This is a genomic window from Senegalimassilia anaerobia JC110 (genome assembly GCF_000236865.1).
Lineage (GTDB): Bacteria > Actinomycetota > Coriobacteriia > Coriobacteriales > Eggerthellaceae > Senegalimassilia > Senegalimassilia anaerobia.
The window spans coordinates 122,170-142,185 of the sequence record NZ_HE611016.1 but is presented as its reverse complement, the minus strand read 5'-3'; the positions used below and the strand labels follow the sequence as shown (position 1 = coordinate 142,185).

General features: G+C 55.7%; 18 protein-coding genes. 12 read left to right on the top strand and 6 right to left on the bottom strand.

The window, feature by feature from the left end; translation table 11 throughout:
- Positions 1–454, top strand: a 454-nt coding sequence (locus tag SFHG_RS06865) for a tRNA (N6-threonylcarbamoyladenosine(37)-N6)-methyltransferase TrmO (protein ID WP_042435594.1), incomplete at its 5' end; no start/stop codon positions are given.
- 277 nt (positions 455–731) lie between these two features.
- Here the strand turns inward: SFHG_RS06865 and SFHG_RS06860 are convergent.
- A complete protein-coding gene (locus SFHG_RS06860) occupies positions 732–1,403 on the bottom strand; it encodes a cytochrome c3 family protein (protein ID WP_042435591.1) in 672 nt (223 codons plus the stop codon).
- 13 nt (positions 1,404–1,416) lie between these two features.
- Positions 1,417–1,728, bottom strand: a complete 312-nt coding sequence (locus SFHG_RS06855; protein ID WP_042435587.1) for an FAD-binding protein — start codon at positions 1,726–1,728, stop codon at positions 1,417–1,419.
- Between the two features lie 201 nt (positions 1,729–1,929).
- On the opposite strand from SFHG_RS06855, the gene SFHG_RS06850 reads away from it, so the two are divergent.
- From SFHG_RS06850 to xerA, 11 genes are all read left to right on the top strand, one after another.
- Positions 1,930–5,355, top strand: a complete 3,426-nt coding sequence (locus tag SFHG_RS06850; RefSeq protein WP_081468991.1) for a DEAD/DEAH box helicase family protein — start codon at positions 1,930–1,932, stop codon at positions 5,353–5,355.
- A 14-nt stretch (positions 5,356–5,369) separates the two neighbouring features.
- A complete protein-coding gene (locus SFHG_RS11125; protein ID WP_238318297.1) occupies positions 5,370–6,035 on the top strand; it encodes a hypothetical protein in 666 nt (221 codons plus the stop codon).
- Positions 6,032–7,360, top strand: coding sequence for an AAA family ATPase (locus SFHG_RS06840; RefSeq protein WP_187364760.1), 1,329 nt, complete (start codon positions 6,032–6,034; stop codon positions 7,358–7,360). The genes SFHG_RS11125 and SFHG_RS06840 overlap by 4 nt, the downstream gene beginning before the upstream one ends.
- Positions 7,357–8,778, top strand: coding sequence for a vWA domain-containing protein (locus tag SFHG_RS06835; protein ID WP_042435584.1), 1,422 nt, complete (start codon positions 7,357–7,359; stop codon positions 8,776–8,778). The genes SFHG_RS06840 and SFHG_RS06835 overlap by 4 nt, the downstream gene beginning before the upstream one ends.
- 89 nt (positions 8,779–8,867) lie before the next feature.
- Positions 8,868–9,236, top strand: coding sequence for an HNH endonuclease (locus SFHG_RS06830; RefSeq protein ID WP_162096563.1), 369 nt, complete (start codon positions 8,868–8,870; stop codon positions 9,234–9,236).
- The gene (locus SFHG_RS06825) at positions 9,236–11,164 is read left to right on the top strand and encodes a hypothetical protein (protein WP_042435582.1); all 1,929 of its coding nucleotides are present in this window, start codon (positions 9,236–9,238) and stop codon (positions 11,162–11,164) included. The genes SFHG_RS06830 and SFHG_RS06825 overlap by 1 nt, the downstream gene beginning before the upstream one ends.
- An 84-nt stretch (positions 11,165–11,248) precedes the next feature.
- Positions 11,249–12,706: a type I restriction-modification system subunit M gene (locus tag SFHG_RS06820; RefSeq protein WP_042435579.1), complete on the top strand. Its 1,458-nt coding sequence runs from the start codon at positions 11,249–11,251 to the stop codon at positions 12,704–12,706.
- Positions 12,706–13,134, top strand: coding sequence for a HEPN domain-containing protein (locus SFHG_RS06815; protein WP_042435576.1), 429 nt, complete (start codon positions 12,706–12,708; stop codon positions 13,132–13,134). Before SFHG_RS06820 ends, SFHG_RS06815 begins: the two co-directional genes overlap by 1 nt.
- 10 nt (positions 13,135–13,144) lie before the next feature.
- Entirely contained in the window at positions 13,145–14,362 is a 1,218-nt protein-coding gene (locus tag SFHG_RS10115) for a restriction endonuclease subunit S (RefSeq protein ID WP_081468989.1), read from the top strand.
- Positions 14,359–14,892 (top strand): DUF4365 domain-containing protein, encoded by a 534-nt coding sequence (locus tag SFHG_RS06805; RefSeq protein ID WP_042435575.1) that lies wholly within the window; start codon positions 14,359–14,361, stop codon positions 14,890–14,892. Before SFHG_RS10115 ends, SFHG_RS06805 begins: the two co-directional genes overlap by 4 nt.
- A gap of 608 nt (positions 14,893–15,500) precedes the next feature.
- A complete protein-coding gene (gene xerA, locus SFHG_RS06800; protein WP_042435572.1) occupies positions 15,501–16,493 on the top strand; it encodes a site-specific tyrosine recombinase/integron integrase in 993 nt (330 codons plus the stop codon).
- Here xerA and SFHG_RS10435 read toward each other — a convergent pair.
- The 4 genes from SFHG_RS10435 to SFHG_RS06785 all read right to left on the bottom strand — a co-directional run bounded on the left by SFHG_RS10435 (position 16,462) and on the right by SFHG_RS06785 (position 19,672).
- The gene (locus SFHG_RS10435; RefSeq protein WP_148514798.1) at positions 16,462–17,205 is read right to left on the bottom strand and encodes a restriction endonuclease subunit S; all 744 of its coding nucleotides are present in this window, start codon (positions 17,203–17,205) and stop codon (positions 16,462–16,464) included. The two genes, xerA and SFHG_RS10435, sit on opposite strands and share 32 nt — an antisense overlap.
- Positions 17,206–17,256: 51 nt before the next feature.
- Positions 17,257–17,439, bottom strand: a complete 183-nt coding sequence (locus tag SFHG_RS06795) for a hypothetical protein (protein ID WP_042435569.1) — start codon at positions 17,437–17,439, stop codon at positions 17,257–17,259.
- Positions 17,440–17,479: 40 nt separating this feature from the next.
- Positions 17,480–18,202, bottom strand: a complete 723-nt coding sequence (locus tag SFHG_RS06790) for a nitroreductase family protein (protein ID WP_202898139.1) — start codon at positions 18,200–18,202, stop codon at positions 17,480–17,482.
- Positions 18,203–18,793: 591 nt separating this feature from the next.
- Complete coding sequence (locus SFHG_RS06785; RefSeq protein WP_042435566.1) at positions 18,794–19,672, bottom strand: MaoC/PaaZ C-terminal domain-containing protein; 879 nt, start codon at positions 19,670–19,672, stop codon at positions 18,794–18,796.
- Between the last annotated feature and the right edge of the window lie 344 nt (positions 19,673–20,016).

Here is a 20,016-nt window from a genome sequence, read left to right as displayed (position 1 = left end):
GCCGCCGCGGCTGGGCGGCGCCGAGCGCGTGGGCGTGTTCGCCACGCGCAGCCCGTTCCGCCCGAACCCCATCGGGCTGACGTGCGTGAAACTCGACCGCGTAGAGCTCACGGACGCCGGCCCCATCATCCACGTGCTGGGCGCGGACCTGCGCGACGGCACGCCCATTTACGACATCAAGCCCTACATCCCCTTCGCCGACTGCCACCCCGACGCCTGCGGCGGATGGATCGAGGACGCGCCCTGGCATGAGCTTGACGTGGACTTTCCCGAACAGCTGCAGGCCGAAGTGCCCGCCGGCAAGCTCGCCGGCCTGACGGAGGTGCTGCGCCAGGACCCGCGGCGCGCTGGCAGCAAACATGAGCCGACCCGCGTCTACCACCTGGCATACGCGGGTCTTGACGTGGCTTTCACCGTGGACGGCGACGTCCTGCACGTAGTGTGCGTGAACTAGCAAGGGCGCCCGGAACCCGCGTCACCGGCCTCCGGGGCCTCGCCGATGGACGCGGCCGCCAGCGCCCCGCCGTAACAAACGATCTTTACGCGATGTCGCCGACGGCGTGGCGGGCGGCGTAGCGGCCGCTAGCGCAGGCCCGCACCCTCGCCGGCGCACCCGACAACGCGAAAGCGGGCCGCGCCCCAACGCGACCCGCTTCCTGCTCGCAGAACTTCGGCTGGCGCGTGGCCCTTGAAGCCACCACCTGTCCGTTTGCCGCTCGTTTAACGCTTGCTTACTGCTCGACCAGCTGGCCGTCGTTCACCTTGTAGGTGGTGCCGTCGATAACGACGTTCCAGCCGTTCGGCACGCTGGAATATGTGGCATCCAGGTGGCACTGCGTGCAGTAGAACTCGCTGGTCTCGTGTGCCTTATGGCAGTTTCCGCAGGCCACAACGCCGTGCTGGCTCCAATCGTGCGGGTTGGACTCGCGATCGGCGGTGGCAGCGGTCAGGTCGTCGACGGTGTTGATACCGTCATGGCATCCGCTCTTCAGGCAGAACTCGGCCGTCGGCAGCTCACCGGAGCGGCTTTCGAGCATCTGCGTATCGGAATCGAAGTTGTAGTTGCCGGAGATCCAACTCATGCCTTCGGTCACCTGCTCGTCGATCTTGGCCTCATGGCAGCTCAGGCAGTTCATATCCGCATCAGCGCCGTGATAAGCGGCCAGCATAGCGGTGCTGCCTCCGTCAACCGGACCGGCCTCGAAGTCGGCAACGTACTTGCTCATGGGCGTATGGCACACGGTCCCGCAGAAGCTGGGGCTGTTATGCCAGGCGAACATGCCGCATCCTGCCACAATAATCACCGCAACCACCACGGCGGTGACGATGCGCCCGCGCGTCATGCCCTTCTTCGGCGCAGGCTTGGCAGCTTGCTCGGGCGCCTTCTCAGTGTTCTCGCTCATCTTCTCCACCTTCCTACTTTTGAGCCAACGCACGGCCGGTCATGTAGCCGGCGCTCACGCAACGGCCCAGCGACAGCCCGTAGATATCCAACGGGTAATCAACGCCACCATAGAAGTTGCCAGCGCAGTTGCCGATGACGTACAGGCCCTCGATCGGCTCGCCCTCGGCCGTGAGCGCCTGGTTTTCGCTATTGACCTCAAGACCTGCGCAAATGGTGGAGCAGCGCATGCGACGATGGATGCCGTAGAACGGCGCTTGCTTGACGGGGATCAGGTACTTCGGATCCTTGCCGAACTCCGTGTCGGCGCCATGGCCATGCGCCACGATGCCACCCTGCTCACGTGCTCGCCCGACCTATACCACCGCATCCCCGGCCTGAAGATGGTCGAATGCGGGAACGACCTGGGAGAATCGTTAAGGCTGTGCTAGGAAACGTCCTGGGCGGAATATGTTGCGCAACAAACCCCACCGGCTTGCCACTATAATTAAGCAAAAGTACCTTTTTGCTGGCGAAGGTAGGTTGTCATGAATTTCGATTTCGTAAAAAACGTTCCCGGGTTTTCGCAGCTTTTTGAAACTTGCAGCGCCGCCGAGCAGCTTGCCCGCCCCCTCCCAGCGCAAAGCTGCGCATCTGCACGCACCGCACTGGAATACATCGTCACGCTGATTTATCGATCAGTTGCCGAATACGAAGACGGGGGCAAAACCCTTTTCGAAAAAATGAACGATCACCGCTTCGTCAACTATATCAACGACGAAACGATTATCAGCGCCATGCATACCGTTCGAAAGAACGGCAATCTAGGCGCACACGGAGAACGCCTCGATCCGCAAACCGCCTGCGACACGCTTGAGCAGCTGCACTACATCATTGGGGAGGTTTTCATCAACCTTGAGCTTATCGAAGACTACCCGGTTTTCGAATCGCCCCTGAACACCGCACGCACGCAGCAGCAAGCGCCCGCCAAAGTCGCCGCCGAGCAGCCCGTCGCCTCACCCCAAGCGCAAGCACCCGCCCCAACACCTTCGCCATCCGCTCATATCCCCAAGCAACCCGAGCAACCTTGCATCCCCACGGACGAGGTGGTTGCCCGATACGCCGAAACGTTGCGGCAGGCGCGCTTCTCCACCAAGCGGCACGGGGACGAGCGGAAAAACGCAAAGCTCTACGTTCAGGCATCGCTGTGCGAAGCAGGCTGGGCCGTTGCCACGCGCGACGACCAGGCATACCCCGAGACCGCATCCATCAACATGACGCTGGAGGACGGCTCGACCATCGATTACATCCTATACGGCAGAGACAACCGCCCACTTGCCGTCATTGATTACGCGCACGCCCTTGCCAACCCCCTTGAAGGCAGAAGGCACGCGCTCAACGCGGCAGATCTCCTGGAGAAGAAATTCGGGTTCCGCCCCATGGCCTACTATGTGAGCGGCTATCACATCTTCTGCATCGACGCGCTCGGCTTCCCGGTGCGACGCGTGTTCGGTTTCCATTCCGTCGACGAGCTCGAGCTGCTAAAGCAGCGCGCAAACGCCCGCAAGGACATATCGAATCCACCAATCGAAGACAGCATCACGAATCGCGACTACCAAAAAGACGCCATTCGCAGCATCTGCAACGTCTTCCAAGACCAAAAGCGTCGACGCGGCATCATCGTCATGGCAACGGGAACGGGCAAAACCCGCGTATCGATTTCGCTGGTCAAAGTGCTCATGGAGGCGAACTGGGTCAAAAACGTGCTGTTTCTTGCCGACCGCACCAGCCTTGTGCGTCAGGCGCATAAGAACTTCAACAAGCTGCTTCCGAACGTGACCACATCCATGTTCACCGGCACCAGCAACAACCGCGACAAAGACGCCCGCATCATCTTCGCCACATACCAAACCATGATCGGGCTTATCGACGGCGACACCCGCGAATTCGGCATCGGCCGCTTCGACCTCATTATCGTGGACGAGGCACATCGCTCCATCTTCGGCAAATATCCGCTGCTGTTCAACTATTTCGATTCGCTTATGGTCGGCCTGACCGCCACGCCGCGCTGCGAAGAATCAAAAAGCACCTACGAGGTCTTCCAAACCGTGAGCGGCGAGCCCGACTACGCCTACGAGCTCGAGCAGGCCATCAACGAAGGCTACCTTGTGGGCTTCCACGTGCTTGACAAGACAACTGAAGGCCTGCGCAGGGGCATCTCCTACGACAACCTCACCGACGAGCAGAAAGAAGCAGTCGAAAAGGTCTACACTACCGCCGATACGCCAAACGATCCAAACTCCAACGCGGAAGCAATGGCCCATACGATAATCACGCCTGGCTCGAAGGATATCAACCGCGGAACCATCCGCACCATGCTCGACGACCTCATGCAAAACGGCTTGAAAGTTGACGCAGGCGACAAAATCGGCAAAACCATCATCTTCTCGAAGAAACACGTCGAAGCAGAGGTCATCGTCGAGGAGTTCCATAAGGAATACGACCACCTGGGAAACGAGTTCTGCAAACTCATCGACAGCAAGGTCGATGAGGCGCTGGCGATCATCGACGACTTCGGCGAGCGCGATAAGCTGCCTCAGGTAGCCGTAAGCGTAGACATGCTGGATACCGGCGTGGATATCCCCGATGCGGTGAACCTGGTGTTCTTCAAGGAAGTCAAATCGAAAATCAAGTTCCTGCAGATGGTAGGCCGCGGCACGCGCCTGTCGCCCGACCTGTTCGGCCCCGGCGAAGACAAAGCGGGCTTTCTTGCGTTCGATTGGTACGACAACTTCAGATATTTCAATGCCACGAACACCTGGTCGACGGTCAAGGGCAGCGGGAAGGCCACAAAGCCCGCTTTCAGCCAGAGCGTACGCATCAACCAGAAAAAGCTGGAAATCCTTCAGCAACTGCAAGGCAAATCGGGGAAAACCAGCTTCGAGAAGCAGTACGAGAAAGAGCTGCACGATTTCTTCACCGGCGCCATCGCCAATCTGAACAACGACGCGATAGCAGTGAATCGCAGCATCGGGTTCGTCAACAAGTATCGCCAAGAAGGCAGGCTGGACAATCTGACGGCATCGGCGGCCGATGAGCTGTGCGACAAAGTCATCCCGCTCATCCCCGCCGAACCCGGCAAACCGAAAGTCAAAAGCTTCGATTCACTCGTGCTGACAGTCGAATCGGAATACCTGACGCGCGTGAAGGAAGGCAAGGACCCCGCCGCTATCAGGAACGGTTTCTCGTCGGTGAAAACCCTGTTCACGGAGCGCATGGAACAGCTGCAGAAGCTCAAGACCATTCCCGATGTGCTTAAGCACGAGAAGCTGATCGCAGCCATGATGGATGGCGCCTATATCCTTGACGATTTCTCGTTCGAGCGGGCTGAGTACGTGCGCAAAGAGCTGCGCAACCTTATGAAGTACATACCCGATGAGCGAAACTTCTACATCATCGACCTGCCTGATCAGATAATCGACGAAGGCGAGCAAAACGGTATGGGCCGCAGCAAGTCCTATATCGAGAAGGCCAATGAATACCTGCAGGACGACGGCAATATCATGCTGGCAAAACTGCGATCGTTGGAGCCACTTACCAGCAACGAGAAGGAGCAGCTCAAGCAAACCTTTACCGCAACGATGGGCACCGATGCCGATTTCGCCGCATGGTCGGGCTTTGCATGGGGAGAGCATGCCGAGGCACTCGGATTCCTACGCCAGCAGGTTGGCATCGCCGATGAAGCAGTGGAGCAAAAACTCGAGCACCTGCTCAACGACGCGGAGCTCACCGAGCAGCAAAAAGCGTACTTGCAGCAGATGGTCGCTTACGCGCAGGCGAATGGCGACATCACCTCAAAGACGCTTCGCAACGAAAGCCCCTTTAACAACATCGGCGTTGTCGAGCTTTTCGGTGACAAAATCGTCATCGCAAAAGAGACGCTTAACGCGTTGCATAAACCCATAATCGAGTAAGCGAAAGCATGGACATGAGCATCAAAGAGATACTTCTCACCCAGGAGGCTGAGCTGCTCGATATCGACCTGGACTGCCTGGAAGAACAGCTGGAAACCGGCGATTACGACTATCATTACGTCAAAAGCTGCAAGGCCACCATCGCGTCGATTCGTCAAAAGCGCCGGCAAGCACTTGAGCAGCAACGCCAAAGCCAACGGAAACCCAGCGAAAAGCCCGAGCTACCCAAAATCCCGCTTGAGGAGCTTTCGCCCCATTCTGCCCCGTCGCAAAACGCAGGAAGGCCAGCACCCAGCAAAGACCAGCAAGTCATGAGCGCGATCGAAGCCACCCGGCTAGGCGATAGCTCGCAAAGCTCATTCATCAAACTTGTGCGCAATACGCCCGAACTTGATGAGCGGTTTGTGAAAGCCCATATCAACGAGCTATCCAAAAGTGAGCTGTCCGCGCTTATAGAGCGAATGAGCTTCAGCGAGGAGTTCTTGGAGCAGTACTTCCCCACGCTTGACCATAACGCTATTGCGCGATGGCAAACGTTCAGCGAGGAGTTCTTCATCAAGCACTTCACCGATCTCAGCGCCACAACCGTACTGAAGCAGGGCAAAAACAACTGGCGCAAAAAAGAGAGCCGTTCGAACAAGCTCGACGCATTTCTGCGCCTTAAAGGAGTCCGATATTGATTTCCGTGAACAACGCCGCGCGCCTGATCAAACGCGCCATTTTGGCCAACATAGCCACTGATAAGGAAAACGTTGCCATCACCCCGCTGATCAGCGGCAAGCATGGCATCGGCAAATCCGCCATCGTGAAAACCGTGGCGGAAGAACTTGGCGGCATATGCATCACCATCGAGGGCGGAACGCTTAAAGAAGGCGAGATTACCGGCATCCCCTACCAATACGAGAACGAGCAGGGCAAAACGCAGTTCAAATTCCTGCCCTACTACGCAGTCGAGCGCATTCAGGCGCAGGAAAAGCTGCTTTTTGAGCAAGCGGGCAAAACCGTCGAAGAGAACGACGTGCTCAACGGCGCGGAGAATCGCTATGCGCAAAACGACCTCACCCCGCAAGAGAAGATCGACCTGCTGCTTTCCGGCAAGGTGAAGCCCGTCATCGTCTTCGTTGACGAAATCAACCGCACGGAAAACACCGTGTACAGGGAGCTCATGAACATCCTGCTCACCAAAACGGTGAACGGCTACCGGTTCCCCTGGTGGGTGTTCTTCGTGGGCGCCATGAACCCCAGCACGCAAAACAGCGCGTACGCCACTAACGAAATGGACCCCGCACAGCTCGATCGCTTCCTAAAGCTGAAGGTGACCAGCAACGCGAACGAGTGGATCCGCTACGGCAAGAAAACCGGCATCTCGCCCGCAATCCTGCAGTTCATCAAGCAGAATCCGAAATGTCTCTCCGAATCCACCGCCGTGCTCGACGACGAGGAAAAGCCCACGCCCTCGCCACGCGGCTGGGACATGGTCGACACCATTTTGTCCAGCGAGCCCATGTTGCGACCGTTTTTCGCAGCCAAGGAAAACAGCGAACGCGTTGTTGCCAAGGATATGAAAGAGCTGGCGGCTGCCAAGCTTGGCGGCACCGTTGCGACCATGTATTTCGCCAGCCTAGTTGAAACTGTCAACGCTCTTACGGCAGAAGAGGTGTTCTCGGACGACGAGAGGCTAACCACCGTTGCGCCCGCAATCGAGAAGATGCCCGTGGCGAAACGCGTGCAAACATGTGATGCCGTGCTGGAGTACCTACAGGAGAACCTGGATTTCCTTATGCTGGACACAAAGGGACTCGACAAAACGAAGCAGCAGCTCAGCGCGCTGATCGGCGCCCTGGACAGCTCCACCAAGCTGCTGTTCGCGCAGAAAATCGCTGCCGCGAAAACAACGGAAGGCGATGACCTCATCGAGCTTTTGTTCGACGTGTTCGAGCAGGATCTCATGAATATGCTCGACCTGTCAGATTCAACGCGCAAAGCGATTCAAGGCAGCAAATGACAAACCAGCAAGACAACATTGCCGCGCTGCTGCAAGACATGAAGAGCAGCGTAAGCGAATTCGAGCAAACCGAAGACACGGCCATCCTACAGCGAATCGATGCCGATTTCCAACGATTCGCCCAGCTTGTGACACTGTTCCTTATTGCAGAACGCGATACCTATTACGGCTATTTCCTCATGTCCATGGCGTTTAGAACGAACTACGCCGTGAGCACCATCGCGGGTATTCGCCTAGGCGAGTACCCGCCCGTGTTCGAGACGAATCCGCTTATCCTGCTGAAGTACTCGCTGAAGGAAATCCTGTACATCTTCTGCCACGAAATCGATCATGTGGTGTTCAACCACCCCGCAGAAATGATGAAATCGAACCCGGAGGGCAACCCCGAGTTGTTTGAGCTGTTCAACTATGCCGCCGATGCATCGGTAAACGACATGCTGAACGCTGAGATAAAGCACGGGAAAAAGTTCATGCAGGCGCCGAAAGGCGTAGTCACGTCGAAGGTCATCCGGGACAAGTTCCGGCTTTCACGTGTTCAGCCTTTGGAAAGCTACCAGTATTACTTCGACCTCATCAAGCACCACGCGAACATGCTGGGCGAACCGCAGCAGGACGGCATCGCGCCGATTCCAAGCGGCAGCGCAGAAAGCGACAACGAAGCCGGCTCCAGCAACGTCATTACCGCGGCGGGCGCCGCCGGCAATATCAACGACCACGCATGGACCTTTGCCGCAGAACACGACGAACCCGCAAGCGAATCCGCCGAGGCAATGGCAGAGGCCGTAAAAGAGCTGCTCAACGAGGTGGACAGCATGATGGATGGCGAAGCGCGCGGTCTTATGCCCGCCCGGTTTTCCACCGCCGTAGCGCGCGCAAACAAGCCGTCCGCGCTCAACTGGAAAGCCATCCTGAAGAAATACGTGGGCACTATAGCTGCCGACAAAACGAAAACGCGCATGCGCCTCAACCGCAGGCAGCCGCAACGTTTCGACCTATCGGGCACGCGCGAGAGCAAAACGCTGAAGATCGTGGTGGCCATCGACACATCCGGGTCGGTAAGCGACAGCGAGATCGAGCAGATATTCAACGAGGTATTCGCCATCATCGCGCGGCGCTCGTTCGAGCTGACCGTCATCGAATGCGATGAGGAGATTCAACGGGTCTATCAGCTCAAATCGCCAAAAGACCCGCCTGATCGCGTCGAAGGACGTGGCGGCACCAGCTTCACGCCCGTCATCGAATACATCAACGAGCGCCGCTACTTCCGCGACGCGCTGCTTATCTACTTCACCGACGGGTACGGCGAGGCAAGTATTCCCCGCCCGCTTACTTACCGCAACCTGTGGGTGGTGTTCGGCAATGCAAGCAATCTTTCCGTTGAAAACCCGTACGGCCTAGCGTTGCCGCTTGAGGAATAGGAGTCGTTTTGGATCCTCGGGAATACATCGAAGAGCAAATCAGAAAGGCCTATGGGAACATTCCGCAGCAAGGAGCCGCAGCAGCGCAAGTGGCAGGCGAAACCCCTGGCCAACCGCTTACCGAAGGCGCGCGTTGCAGTATCACCATCGACCGCTACGAGCGCAGTCGCAGCGCACGACAAGCATGCCTGCAAGCCAATGGAACCACTTGCGCCATCTGCGGCTTCGATTTCGCCAAAGTATACGGACCTGAATTTGCGGGCATCATTCAGGTGCACCACGTCACACCGCTCTGCGAAATAGGACGTGAATACCAAGTGGACCCCGTGCACGACCTTATCCCCGTATGCCCCAATTGCCACATAGCCCTGCACTCGAAACCCGGCGGGACCTACACCCCCGATGAGCTGAGAACACTGCTGCACCGCACCGAAAACGACGAGACCAAGGACCGATAATGGAAAAGCCCGCCCGCTACGCAACCGAGAACAAGACGCTGTTCTACCGTTCCCGTTTCACCATCGCCCCCGAAACCAAGGAAGTCGGCGAAATCTGGCCGCACATCATCGCCGCCATTCAGGAATGGCTAGAGGAAAAGGAAGGCGATCGCAAGGACAAAGAACTCCCGAACTTTTATACGGAGCTCACCGATGACACCGTCAACATTTCCGAATCGGTTGCGGAAGCGAAAGGAAGCGCCTACGCCTCCCAGAGGCTCGCGAACGGCACATTGGAATGCAACGAGGAGGACTCCTCGATCAAAACGAACGCCCTTTATCAAAACGGGTCGGATACGCCTTCTTACTGGGCAATAGAGTATATAGAAAGCGACAAAGACCATTGGTACCGCCGCTGGTTCACCAACATCGGCGCAACTGCCGCAGAAAACGGCAGCTACATCATAAACGTACGCATCGCCATAGCCGACGACCCAACGTTCATCTGCGACTGCCCTTATATCCCATCGCGCAACACACCAAGGTTCATTGGCAAGCTGCTCGATATCAAGGGGTGCGCTGCAAGCTCAAACGGCATTGCCCTGGCCAATGAGCCCAAAGCATTAACGTCCCTCAACATGAAGACGTTTATACGGGAACTTGAAAGCAACGAGCGCACCATACCCTTCGTCGTTATAGCGGCCCTACGCAACCAGCCTGGAAAATACGCTATCGACCCGGGCATTCTTGCGAAAAAAGTACGCGGATCGGCCGTTGTCTACACGCTGGATTGCTCAGCCGTCCAGACCTGGTTAGCATACCAATCAATGTTCCTTGACACCGAAACCGCCCGCGATTACCGCATTAACCCGGGCTTCATGCGCATATTCTTCCCCGGCGTCGACCTCTCAGACCCCGAAGGGAGCCAGCGGCATCGCTTCTACACCGGCGAACTGCTCATGGCGTCGAACCCTGGTCAAATTAGCAACGATGTTTGCGGCGCATTTACGCGCCTGTATCGCCGCGTGCAAGGCGAAGCGATAGACCCGGCAAGCATCACGCTCATCGAATCCCAGCTCAAGCGCAAGCAGCTTGAGCAAAAGCTGCAGGAGCTGCGCTCCACACGCGCGCAAGAAGAGCAAGTCGAGCCCAACTATCAAGGCCTGCACACCGAGGAAGAACTGAAGTGTGCTCTCGAACAGTTAAAAGCCCGCGAAGCCGCAAAGCTCGTTGAAACCACCGAGTTTTACGAAAGCCTTATCGCCGAATATGACTCCGAGGCAAAGCGACACGATCAAGGCGATGACGTGCTGGAGCTGCAAATCGCAGTAGAAGAGCTCAGCACCGAGATCAAACAATTGCAGAGGGCCGTGGGCGCCAAAGATCATACGATTCAAACGCTCAACCAGCTTAACGCGAAGGCGAAGGCGCAAGCGCGGCAAGCGGAAGCGCAGGCGAATATCATCCGCGCAATGCAAGGTTTCCCGCAAACGTGCGCCGAAGCGCTGGAGCTGGCAGAGCGAGCGTTCGGGGACAGGCTGATAATCACCAATGAAGCCAAGGATTCGGCCGCCAAGGCAAACCGCAGCATCAGCAGCGACGAGACGTTCGACATCCTACGCACTTTGGCCGTGAGCCTATGGCCGAAGTACTTCGAGCAGGATGAGGCAGATGGCACGGCAGGAACCGAGTTCCAAAGCGAAACCGGTTACAATCTGACCTTCCACGAGTCTGCGCAAACCAACAAAGATCCGCGCTTGCTAAAACAGCGCGAGATTTCATATGACGGGCGCACCCTGAACATCGCTCCCCACGTAAAGGGCAAATCCGGCAACCGCAATGCATCATTGCGCATTCACTTCGCCATCGATCGCCCAACGCGCAAGATAGTCATCGGCCACTGCGGCGACCACATGGAAACAGCCGGAACTCGCAAAGTGGCAAGATAGCGCACGGGAATGTTGCTCAACAAAACCCGCGCATAATACCAGATAATACAATCAAGCAAAACCAACCCTAACAAGGAGCGGAACATGATAACCGGCGAACTGAAGAACAAGGTTGACGGCATTTGGGACATTTTCTGGTCCAACGGCGTGAGCAACCCGCTGACCGTGATCGAGCAGCTTACCTACCTTATGTTCATCAAAATCTTGGATGACAACGAGACACGCCGGGAAGCCGACGCCGCTGCGTTTGACGAAGAGCTTGACGACCCCACGTTCGATGCCGATCATCAAAACTGCCGCTGGAGCATATTCCGCAATTACGAACCCGAAGCCATGTTCGAGAACATGGTGAAGAACGTGTTCCCCTTCATCAAAAACGACCTTGTGGCTGATGATGACGCCGCGTTTGCCAAATATATGAAAGACGCCACGTTCTTGGTGAGCAATGCCCGCACGCTCACGCGCATCGTTGCCAAGCTGGACGAAATCGACCTTGGCAACAAAGACATCATGGGCGATGTATACGAGTACCTGCTGTCCAAGCTGGAAACGTCTGGACAGAACGGCCAGTTCCGCACGCCGCGCCACATCATCCGTATGATGGCCGAACTGATGGAGCCCACGCCCGACGACATTATCTGCGACCCCGCAATGGGCAGCGCCGGCTTCATTTGCGCAGCGGCGGCGTACATCAAGGAGCGCTACAGCGCCGAGCTCATGGACGCCAGCGTGATGCAGCGTTTCCAAACCACCATGTTCACCGGCCATGATACCGACTCCACCATGATGCGCATCGGCGCCATGAACCTGATGCTGCACGGTGTGGAGGCTCCGAACATCACGCAGATCGACTCGCTTTCGGAAGACAACGACATACGCGATGCATACACGCTCATCATGGCGAACCCACCGTTCAAGGGCAGCCTGGACAAGGAAACCATCGCGAAGGACTTGCGCTCGGTTGCCGCCACCACCAAAACCGAGCTTCTGTTCCTAGCGCTATTCCTGAAGAGCCTGAAGGTCGGCGGGCGCTGCGCTTCCATCGTACCCGACGGCGTGCTGTTCGGATCGCAAAAGGCGCATAAGGCCATCCGTAAGGCCATCCTCGAAGACAATCGCCTACAAGCGGTTATCTCCATGCCCTCCGGTGTGTTCAAACCGTATGCGGGCGTGTCCACCGCCATCCTCATTTTCACGCGCACCGACAACGGCGGCACGGACAACGTATGGTTCTATGACATGGAGGCCGACGGCTTCAGCCTTGATGACAAACGCGACCCCGTAAAGGAAAACGACATCCCCGACATCATCGAGCGCTTCCACAACCTGGACAAGGAACTCGGCCGCGCGCGCACCGAGAAAAGCTTCATGGTGCCCGTCCAAGAAATCATCGACAACGACTACGACCTGTCGATCAACAAGTACAAGGAAATCGTCTACGAAAAGATCGAATACCCACCCACCAGCGAAATCCTTGCCGACCTGAAAAAGCTGAACGAAGAGATTGCCAAAGGCCTGGCAGAACTGGAAAGGATGTTGTAATGAACACTTCAGAAAGGCAACTCGACGAGTGTATTACTGCCGCAAATCATTTTTTAGCTATAGCGCAAACCTCCAGCAAGACAACTGACTCCCTTCTTGCTGGAAACATATATCCCTGCATGGTTAATGCTGCATTCGCATGCGAGCTGTTGTTAAAAGCCATTCAAGCGACTAAACCAGGAATTCAGACCTTTCCTAAGGGCCATGATCTCAAAAAATTGTTCAATGACCTAGAAGCGCATGATAGAGATAAGATTGATTTGCTCTATAAACAAAAAGGGGTTACCCCCCTGGAGGAACTCCTAAAAGAAAGTGCGTCAGCTTTCGTTGAGTGGCGATACGCATACGAAAGACAAGCCAGTGGGCACCCATATGATTTAATCAATTTCGGCGAAGTATTGAATCAGTATATACAGTCAATTAGATAGAGCGCGCAGTATGAAAACCACCTCATGCGTCAAGAACAATCAGGTTCACAATCGAAGCAATTACCTCTCTTCAAAGGCTTCGAATAGAAGCATCGTTAAACTAGCAGACATTGCTGTCATAACAGCAGGAAATCCCGCACCCAAAAAAACCGAGTTCGCAAAAGAAGGAAAACCTTTTGTACGAGCCGGCAACCTAAACGAGCTGATAGATGGAGTGGCTGTTTCAAATCTTGAAAAACTTGACGATGAGACCGCAAAACAAAAGAAGATGAAGCTATTCCCAGCTGGAACGGTCATATTTGCCAAGAGCGGTATGTCCTGTGTCACTGGAAACATCTATATACTCCCCGAACCTTGCTACGTCGTATCGCACCTTGCATGCATAATAACTAACAAGAAGTTAGCGGAATATCTTCGTTATTACTTTGAATTCGATAAGCCTTGCAAATTGATAGAAAACGCCTCCTTTCCCTCCATCCGGTTAGGCAAGATTTCGAATATGGCAATTCCCCTTCCCGCTGACGCAGAAATGCTGCGTCAAACTGCTGTCTTGAAATACGTTGACCAGCTCAAAAGACAGTACGGGCTTCAACTCCATACACTTGACAGCCTCATCAAATCCCGGTTTGTCGAGATGTTTAATGAAGTGAAGCAAACAAGTATACTCGAAGAATTGATTGATCCCGAAACACGTATTTCATACGGTATTGTTCAACCGGGCCCTGAGGGAACGGGCGACATGGGTGTGCTTCGTCCAGTTGATATCGCTGATGGACGCCTTTGCCTTGACACAGTTAAAATGATTGATAGGGCAATCGGTAATTCGTACCGTAGAACCGAGCTCATGGGCGATGAGATTTTGACGATTGTCCGAGGAGCAACCGGACAAACCGTTCGATCCAAAGTTGATTGCGCAGGAATGAATGTGACTCGTGGAATAGCGGTAATCCGTCACGAGCCAAGCCTGATTGATCCCGATTATCTCGTAGGATACATGAATTCCGACAATGGCAAACGTTACATTGCTGATCACACCCAAGGGGCAACCCTGCAGCAGATAAACATTGCCGACTTGAGGGTCATGCCAATTCCGGTTCCGCCGCTTGCCCTTCAGCAAGAGTTTGCCGCCTTCGTCTCCCAGGTTGATAAACTGAGATTTGCGACTCAACAACAAATCGATAAGTTAGAGACGCTGAAGAAATCTCTGATGCAGGAGTATTTTGGATGAGCACCACCGGCGCACAAAACGCAACCGAAAAAGCATCTGTACCAAACTCGAGAACGGTAGACTCCAGGTCAACCAACCTCGCACGTTCGGTTGTTAAATATGACGGCACGGTCATTTGGCGCGATACGCGAATTGATGACTTCGGAATCAATGCCCTGCTAGAGTTCTTTCCTAATGGTCGCATTACAGGTAGATATATGCCCATGCAGCTAAAGGGAACTTCGAGAACCATCCAGCCGTTGAAAACGTCAGAGTGCGTAAGCTGCAGCATCAAGACAACAACTTACAAATATGCCCAACAAGATGCCCTGCCCATCCTGCTCCTATACATAAGCCTTGAGGACCACTTGCTTTACCACGGAATAATCCAGGAACTAATCAAAAGTCAGCAGGACTTTAAGAAACCGAAAGAAGATGCCGCCAGCGTTACCCTGCATACTCCAGTAACACAAGTCATGTGTACAGAAGCCACTGATTTCGGCTCAGTATTATGGAACCTCTATAGAACGTCTTGGAATCTCGTTGGCTAGCCAAGCGATAACGAATCGCAAGCACTGAGGCAGCCCGCAACCATCTGGGCTGCCTCACCGTTGGCCCTCCTCGCAATACCTTATACCGCCCGAATCGGCCTCATGCCAACCGGCCTACAAGAGCTAATGGCTAACTCCACACCCCATAAATCAATTATGTCTTTCCAGACCGCAAATTGCATCTTGCTGCAACCAGAATGAAGGAGGGGCCATACTAGCAGTAAAACTAGCATCCACCATTATTACGCTCGGCGGAACCCATCACGCGCAAAATGCACGGAAAAACGCGCTGGCCCCAGCGGTGACAAAAACAGCTTGGAAAAGAACATTTCCAAAACAATCACCTCCTTCATCTACAATCGACAATTATGTCGATTGGCAAAAGTTTAACCGATTTCAATAACAGTCCATCGATAAAATTACTTCTACAGACGAACCTGGGCACACGATAAGCCCCTTGCGTTCAGACGATTTATTACCATTTGCAAAAACAAGATACCCGATGGGTGAATCACATACCGCCAATTTCTTACCTCTCCCTCAACCCCCCCTCGCATTCGCTTTTCCGCTACCCTTGTCCTTTTCATTGCCGCGAAAAGGACCCACATATGAAAGACGCTATCCAATCGATTCAGCAAGCGATGCTGGCCCATTTAAACAACTCCCCGATGAAACAGCTATCTCTGACCCTTGAGTGCGTGCTTGGTCGCTACGACATCACCTTAAAGGATGGGAGCGAAATGCCGACAACCGGACCCGCAAACACCGAGTTGATGGGGTCGTTTCTTTCCGCAAAGCGTCTTGAAGGGTGCAGCGAGAAAACCATTCGCTACTATCAATCAACCATCACGCGCATGCTATCGACAACCGACGCGCACCTTACCTATATGCGCACTGAGGACATCCGGCGCTATCTTTCCGATTATGAGCAAACATCGCGCTGCAGCAAAGCGAGCATCGACAACATCAGGCGAATCTTGTCCAGCTTCTTCTCCTGGCTCGAAGACGAGGATTACATTCTCAAAAGTCCCATTCGCCGTATCAGGAAAATCAAATCCGCGCGAACGGTGAAGGACACGTATTCCGATGAGACGCTGGAGAAAATGCGCGATGGAGCAAAGACGCTTCGTGACCTCGCGTTAATCGACCTTCTGACATCAACGGGCATGCGCGTTGGCGAACTAGTGAAGCTTGACATTGCCGACGTCGATTTCGAACGGCGTGAATGCATTGTGCTAGGCAAGGGAAACAAGGAACGCCCCGTATACTTCGATGCGCGTACGAAAATCCATTTGCGAAACTATCTCGACTCGCGCAGTGATCACTGCCCTGCCCTGTTCGTCACGCTTTGCAAACCGAATAACCGACTACAAATCAGCGGCATTGAAGCACGTCTGAGAAATCTTGGCCGCGAGCTTAGCCTTGATCGAGTTCATCCGCACAAGTTCCGACGTACGCTAGCCACTAAAGCAATCGATAAAGGCATGCCCATCGAGCAGGTGCAGCGACTTTTAGGCCACGCGAAAATCGATGCGACGCTCATGTATGCCATGGTGGACCAAAGCAACGTCAAAGCCGCACACAGGAGGTACATTGCATAGCAGCACCAAATCTCAGTTTGTCGACCTGGGCGACAAAGGCGGCGAACTCTTGCTGGAGAGCGAGGGGAGGAAGAGGAATCTTGAACTGCTTAACGCTTTTTGCAGATAGATTTGGTTGAGAACTGCCGTTGTTTGCGCTGACCATTTGCCTTTCTACGAACGGCGATACCATTGCTTCGTAAAGATATTTCGGTTGAATACGCTCTTGATTGCATCGAATAATCATAAGGGAAGACGCAATGGTCCCTTTATCAAAATCCGCCAAAGCGCACTTACCTAGCGAGCCTCGAAGACAATAGAGCAAATCTCCGGTTTGAATTCTTCCGCCAGATAGCTGATGATATTTTTCTTCCGAAACATACTCCATGTTATTAAAGGCAATTGCTCCATTAGCAAGGTTTCCTGCATTGACAAAAGGAACGCCAGCGTTGATGCGCTCATCAGCCGAAGGATAATTGCTGCTCCTATCGCCATTGAAGGTCTCACATACCTCAGATAGCTCAACTAGCCGCTGCTCTTCCCCAAACATCTCGACAAACCGGGATTTGCATTGTGGCGCTGCTCTTTTGCGACTCGCTTTGCGGTCTCTTACCAAGCCCCATACACGAGGGATTGTTTCGCGCTCGACCTCCCGCCGCAAACGCGAAGAAGGCGATGCGGAACGATTCGCATCGCCTTCTTGCTGAGAACTTGTTACGCGCTTGCGCGTCAAAGGTCGCAGCGCCTTAACGCCAACGCGCCCGCTTGACCCGCGCGCAAGCTACTAGTCAACCCGGAATCGCTCCAGGTCGATCCCGAGATCTTCTGCCCTTTCGCAAAGCTCGTAGCCGTCCATGTTCTCGATGTCCGCAACATCGAGCAACGCCGCAGGAAACCCAGAAGACGCCGCCGTACCGCAATAGTCCTCCAGGTAATCGCGCAGCTCGTCCGTATCGATTTTCGCCATGCTCGTCTCCCCCGATTTCACAAGCGTCACGCGCGGAGGGCTACGCCCACTCGAATTTGTTGCCGGCGCCTAGCTCGAAGTGGTACTTTACGATGCCGATGTCCGCGCCGCTGAACGCGCCGCCGTTTTCGCTAATGGAAACCTTGTTGCCTGCGCCGGCGATCCGGAAGCATTGCCTATTGAGCGCCGTTGGGGCGAGAAGCGCGGCCTGCACGCCATCTGCAAACCACTGCGGCGCCGGGCCCTCGTACGAGCTCACCTCGGCCGCTGTCTTGCTTTTGTGCGCGACGCCCGGCGTGACGCCGAAGCCCACGGCAACAATGCCGATAACCTTCTTCCCCGGCACAGCCTGCTCGACGTTCTTGCGGCTGAACATACCGCCGATCCACCACGTGTTCAACCCAAGCGTCTGCGCAAAAAGCATCAAGTCGGCGCTTGCGTAGCCAAGATCCTCGTCAAGCCCGGGCCTGTCGCTGCCGGCCAGCACAAAATAGTTGCGCACGCCTTTGGCGAAGAACAGCTTGAGCGCGCCAGGCAGCGCCGATTCGTCGCCCACCTTCAGCGAAATCGCCAGCCCAAGGCGCTCGTTGTTTGCGCGAACGCGGTCGTTGAGCTGCGAGATCAACTCGGGCGAAAGCGGCTTGGACGTGAACTTCCGCACAGTGTGACGCTGCCGCATAGCCTGTTTCAGGTCCATAGCGACGTCCGTGGCGGCATCCGTAGCGATGCCTGAGGCGGTGTCAACAGCGATGCCCGTATCCATAGCGAAATCCTTCCGCGCGCGCTTCCATCAAGCGATATCGAGAACGCGCCCATTGTACAACCGAGTTCACCCCGCAAAGGGAAGATGCACGCAGGAACGTTTTCAGCGTTCCGTGTCCCAGATTGCGAGTTTCCCGGATTTGCCGGCGGCGGAGAGGGCGCTTGCTGGTCATTTCGCTTGCGGAATGCGACGAACGATGCGCATGCCGCGCCAAGCGCAAGCCACCGCACGCCGCGCCACGTTCGCCATTCGGAAAACTCGCAATCTGGGGCATATTCGCAGCGAAAGCTTCCCGCACACGGAAGCGAGCGCGCGATATCGCCGGCAAAACGTCGGGCAAAAACACGTGTGGCAGGGACGCATCCCTGCCACACGTTGCAAATCATATTTCGTTCGTAGCCGAAACCCGGTCTCAGCTATCCTCAACTCACGGCCGATCTTCCCAAGCCGCAACCAAACTCAAGTCGCTACCGCTTCAAGCGTAACCCGCGTTCAAACGAAGCCGATGCCCGGGCGAGCCGCTTCGTTATCAGCATACCCGGCATCGATCGGCCGCTCGGCCAACCGCCGCCCGGCTGCGGCGCAAAACCGCTAGGCGCGAGTGGGATCCCACTCGACGATGCCGTGGTTCAGGAACGGCTTGGAGTCGGGCGCGTCGGCGTTGACCATGCGGAACTTCGCCTCGCCCTCGGCGGTCTTCCACACGATGGTGCGCAGGCGCACGCCCGGCAGCACCGGGGAGGTGAAGCGGCACTTGAAGCGCGTCATCGCATCGGGATGGCCCGGGAACAGCAGGGAGATGACGTGGCGCATGGCCACGCCGGCACTGCTGACGCCGTGGGCGATGGGGCGCTCAAGGCCGGTCTGCTCGGTGTAGGACCAGTCGATGTGCTGCTGATGCCAGTCGCCCATCAGGCGATACACGAGCGGCCAGTTGTAGCCGTAGGTTTCCTCGTAGGTGAAATCGGGCTCGCGATCGGGGTACTCCACGGAGTCCCTCGGCGGCTGCTCGCCGCCCCAACCGCCGTCATAGATGCAGCAGTCGTAGGTGTCGACCGTGCACAGATGGGTGCCGTCGGCGGAGTACGACTTGCCGACCTGCTTGGACAGCGAGCCGCGACCCTCGCCGCGGTCCCAGATGGCCTCCTGGGTCACGAACGTCTCGATGTGGTCGTTCATCTTGAACGGCGCATGGAAGTGCACGTCGATACCGTAGTGCAGCGAGCCGGAGTAGTCGAAGCCGTAGTCGAGGGTGGTGGTCATCTCCTCGTTGACGGTCAGCGGCACGGCGAAGATGGGCAGAACCTTCAGGTCCGGGTTCTTGGCGTCGCCCTCGTTGACGTACTCAAGGTCCACGCGGCCGTCCCAGCCGGCGCCGCAACCAAGAGCGCAAATCTCAAGGTCCTTGAAGGTGTAGTCGCGCACGAACGGGCCAAAGGTCTTCCCGACGATCTCGGTGGAAATAGCCATGACATTCTCCTTTGGAAAGAGAACTGCGAAAACGCAGCAAGTGATATTGGATTTCCCCACGTTTGAGCGACGCGGCGCAGTTCAGATCAAGCTGAGCAGCGCAAGATTCCCCCGAATCGTTGCACAGACCGAGAAAGGGGTATCGCAAACCCCTGTGAACGAGATGATCAACCCCAGCCCGGATTCGAAAAGACACAGCTACAGCCCTTACGGGCGGCTCCAATGCAGCTTCGCCTGTTCATGATCGGCAAGGTTGCAGCCCCGAAGGGCGGCTCCAATACAACCTTGGCGTTCAACTGGGCAGGTGATCGTTCGGTCGAATATGCGTCCCATCCCCGCGTCCC

Coding starts and splice junctions, on each gene's coding strand:
- SFHG_RS06785 (WP_042435566.1), bottom strand. CDS start 19,672: ATGGCTATTTCCACCGAGATCGTCGGGAAGACCTTTGGCCCGTTCGTG.
- SFHG_RS06815 (WP_042435576.1), top strand. CDS start 12,706: ATGAACACTTCAGAAAGGCAACTCGACGAGTGTATTACTGCCGCAAAT.
- SFHG_RS06835 (WP_042435584.1), top strand. CDS start 7,357: ATGACAAACCAGCAAGACAACATTGCCGCGCTGCTGCAAGACATGAAG.
- SFHG_RS06805 (WP_042435575.1), top strand. CDS start 14,359: ATGAGCACCACCGGCGCACAAAACGCAACCGAAAAAGCATCTGTACCA.
- SFHG_RS06850 (WP_081468991.1), top strand. CDS start 1,930: ATGAATTTCGATTTCGTAAAAAACGTTCCCGGGTTTTCGCAGCTTTTT.
- SFHG_RS11125 (WP_238318297.1), top strand. CDS start 5,370: ATGAGCATCAAAGAGATACTTCTCACCCAGGAGGCTGAGCTGCTCGAT.
- SFHG_RS06820 (WP_042435579.1), top strand. CDS start 11,249: ATGATAACCGGCGAACTGAAGAACAAGGTTGACGGCATTTGGGACATT.
- SFHG_RS06795 (WP_042435569.1), bottom strand. CDS start 17,439: ATGGCGAAAATCGATACGGACGAGCTGCGCGATTACCTGGAGGACTAT.
- SFHG_RS06860 (WP_042435591.1), bottom strand. CDS start 1,403: ATGAGCGAGAACACTGAGAAGGCGCCCGAGCAAGCTGCCAAGCCTGCG.
- xerA (WP_042435572.1), top strand. CDS start 15,501: ATGAAAGACGCTATCCAATCGATTCAGCAAGCGATGCTGGCCCATTTA.
- SFHG_RS06790 (WP_202898139.1), bottom strand. CDS start 18,202: ATGGATACGGGCATCGCTGTTGACACCGCCTCAGGCATCGCTACGGAT.
- SFHG_RS06825 (WP_042435582.1), top strand. CDS start 9,236: ATGGAAAAGCCCGCCCGCTACGCAACCGAGAACAAGACGCTGTTCTAC.
- SFHG_RS10115 (WP_081468989.1), top strand. CDS start 13,145: ATGAAAACCACCTCATGCGTCAAGAACAATCAGGTTCACAATCGAAGC.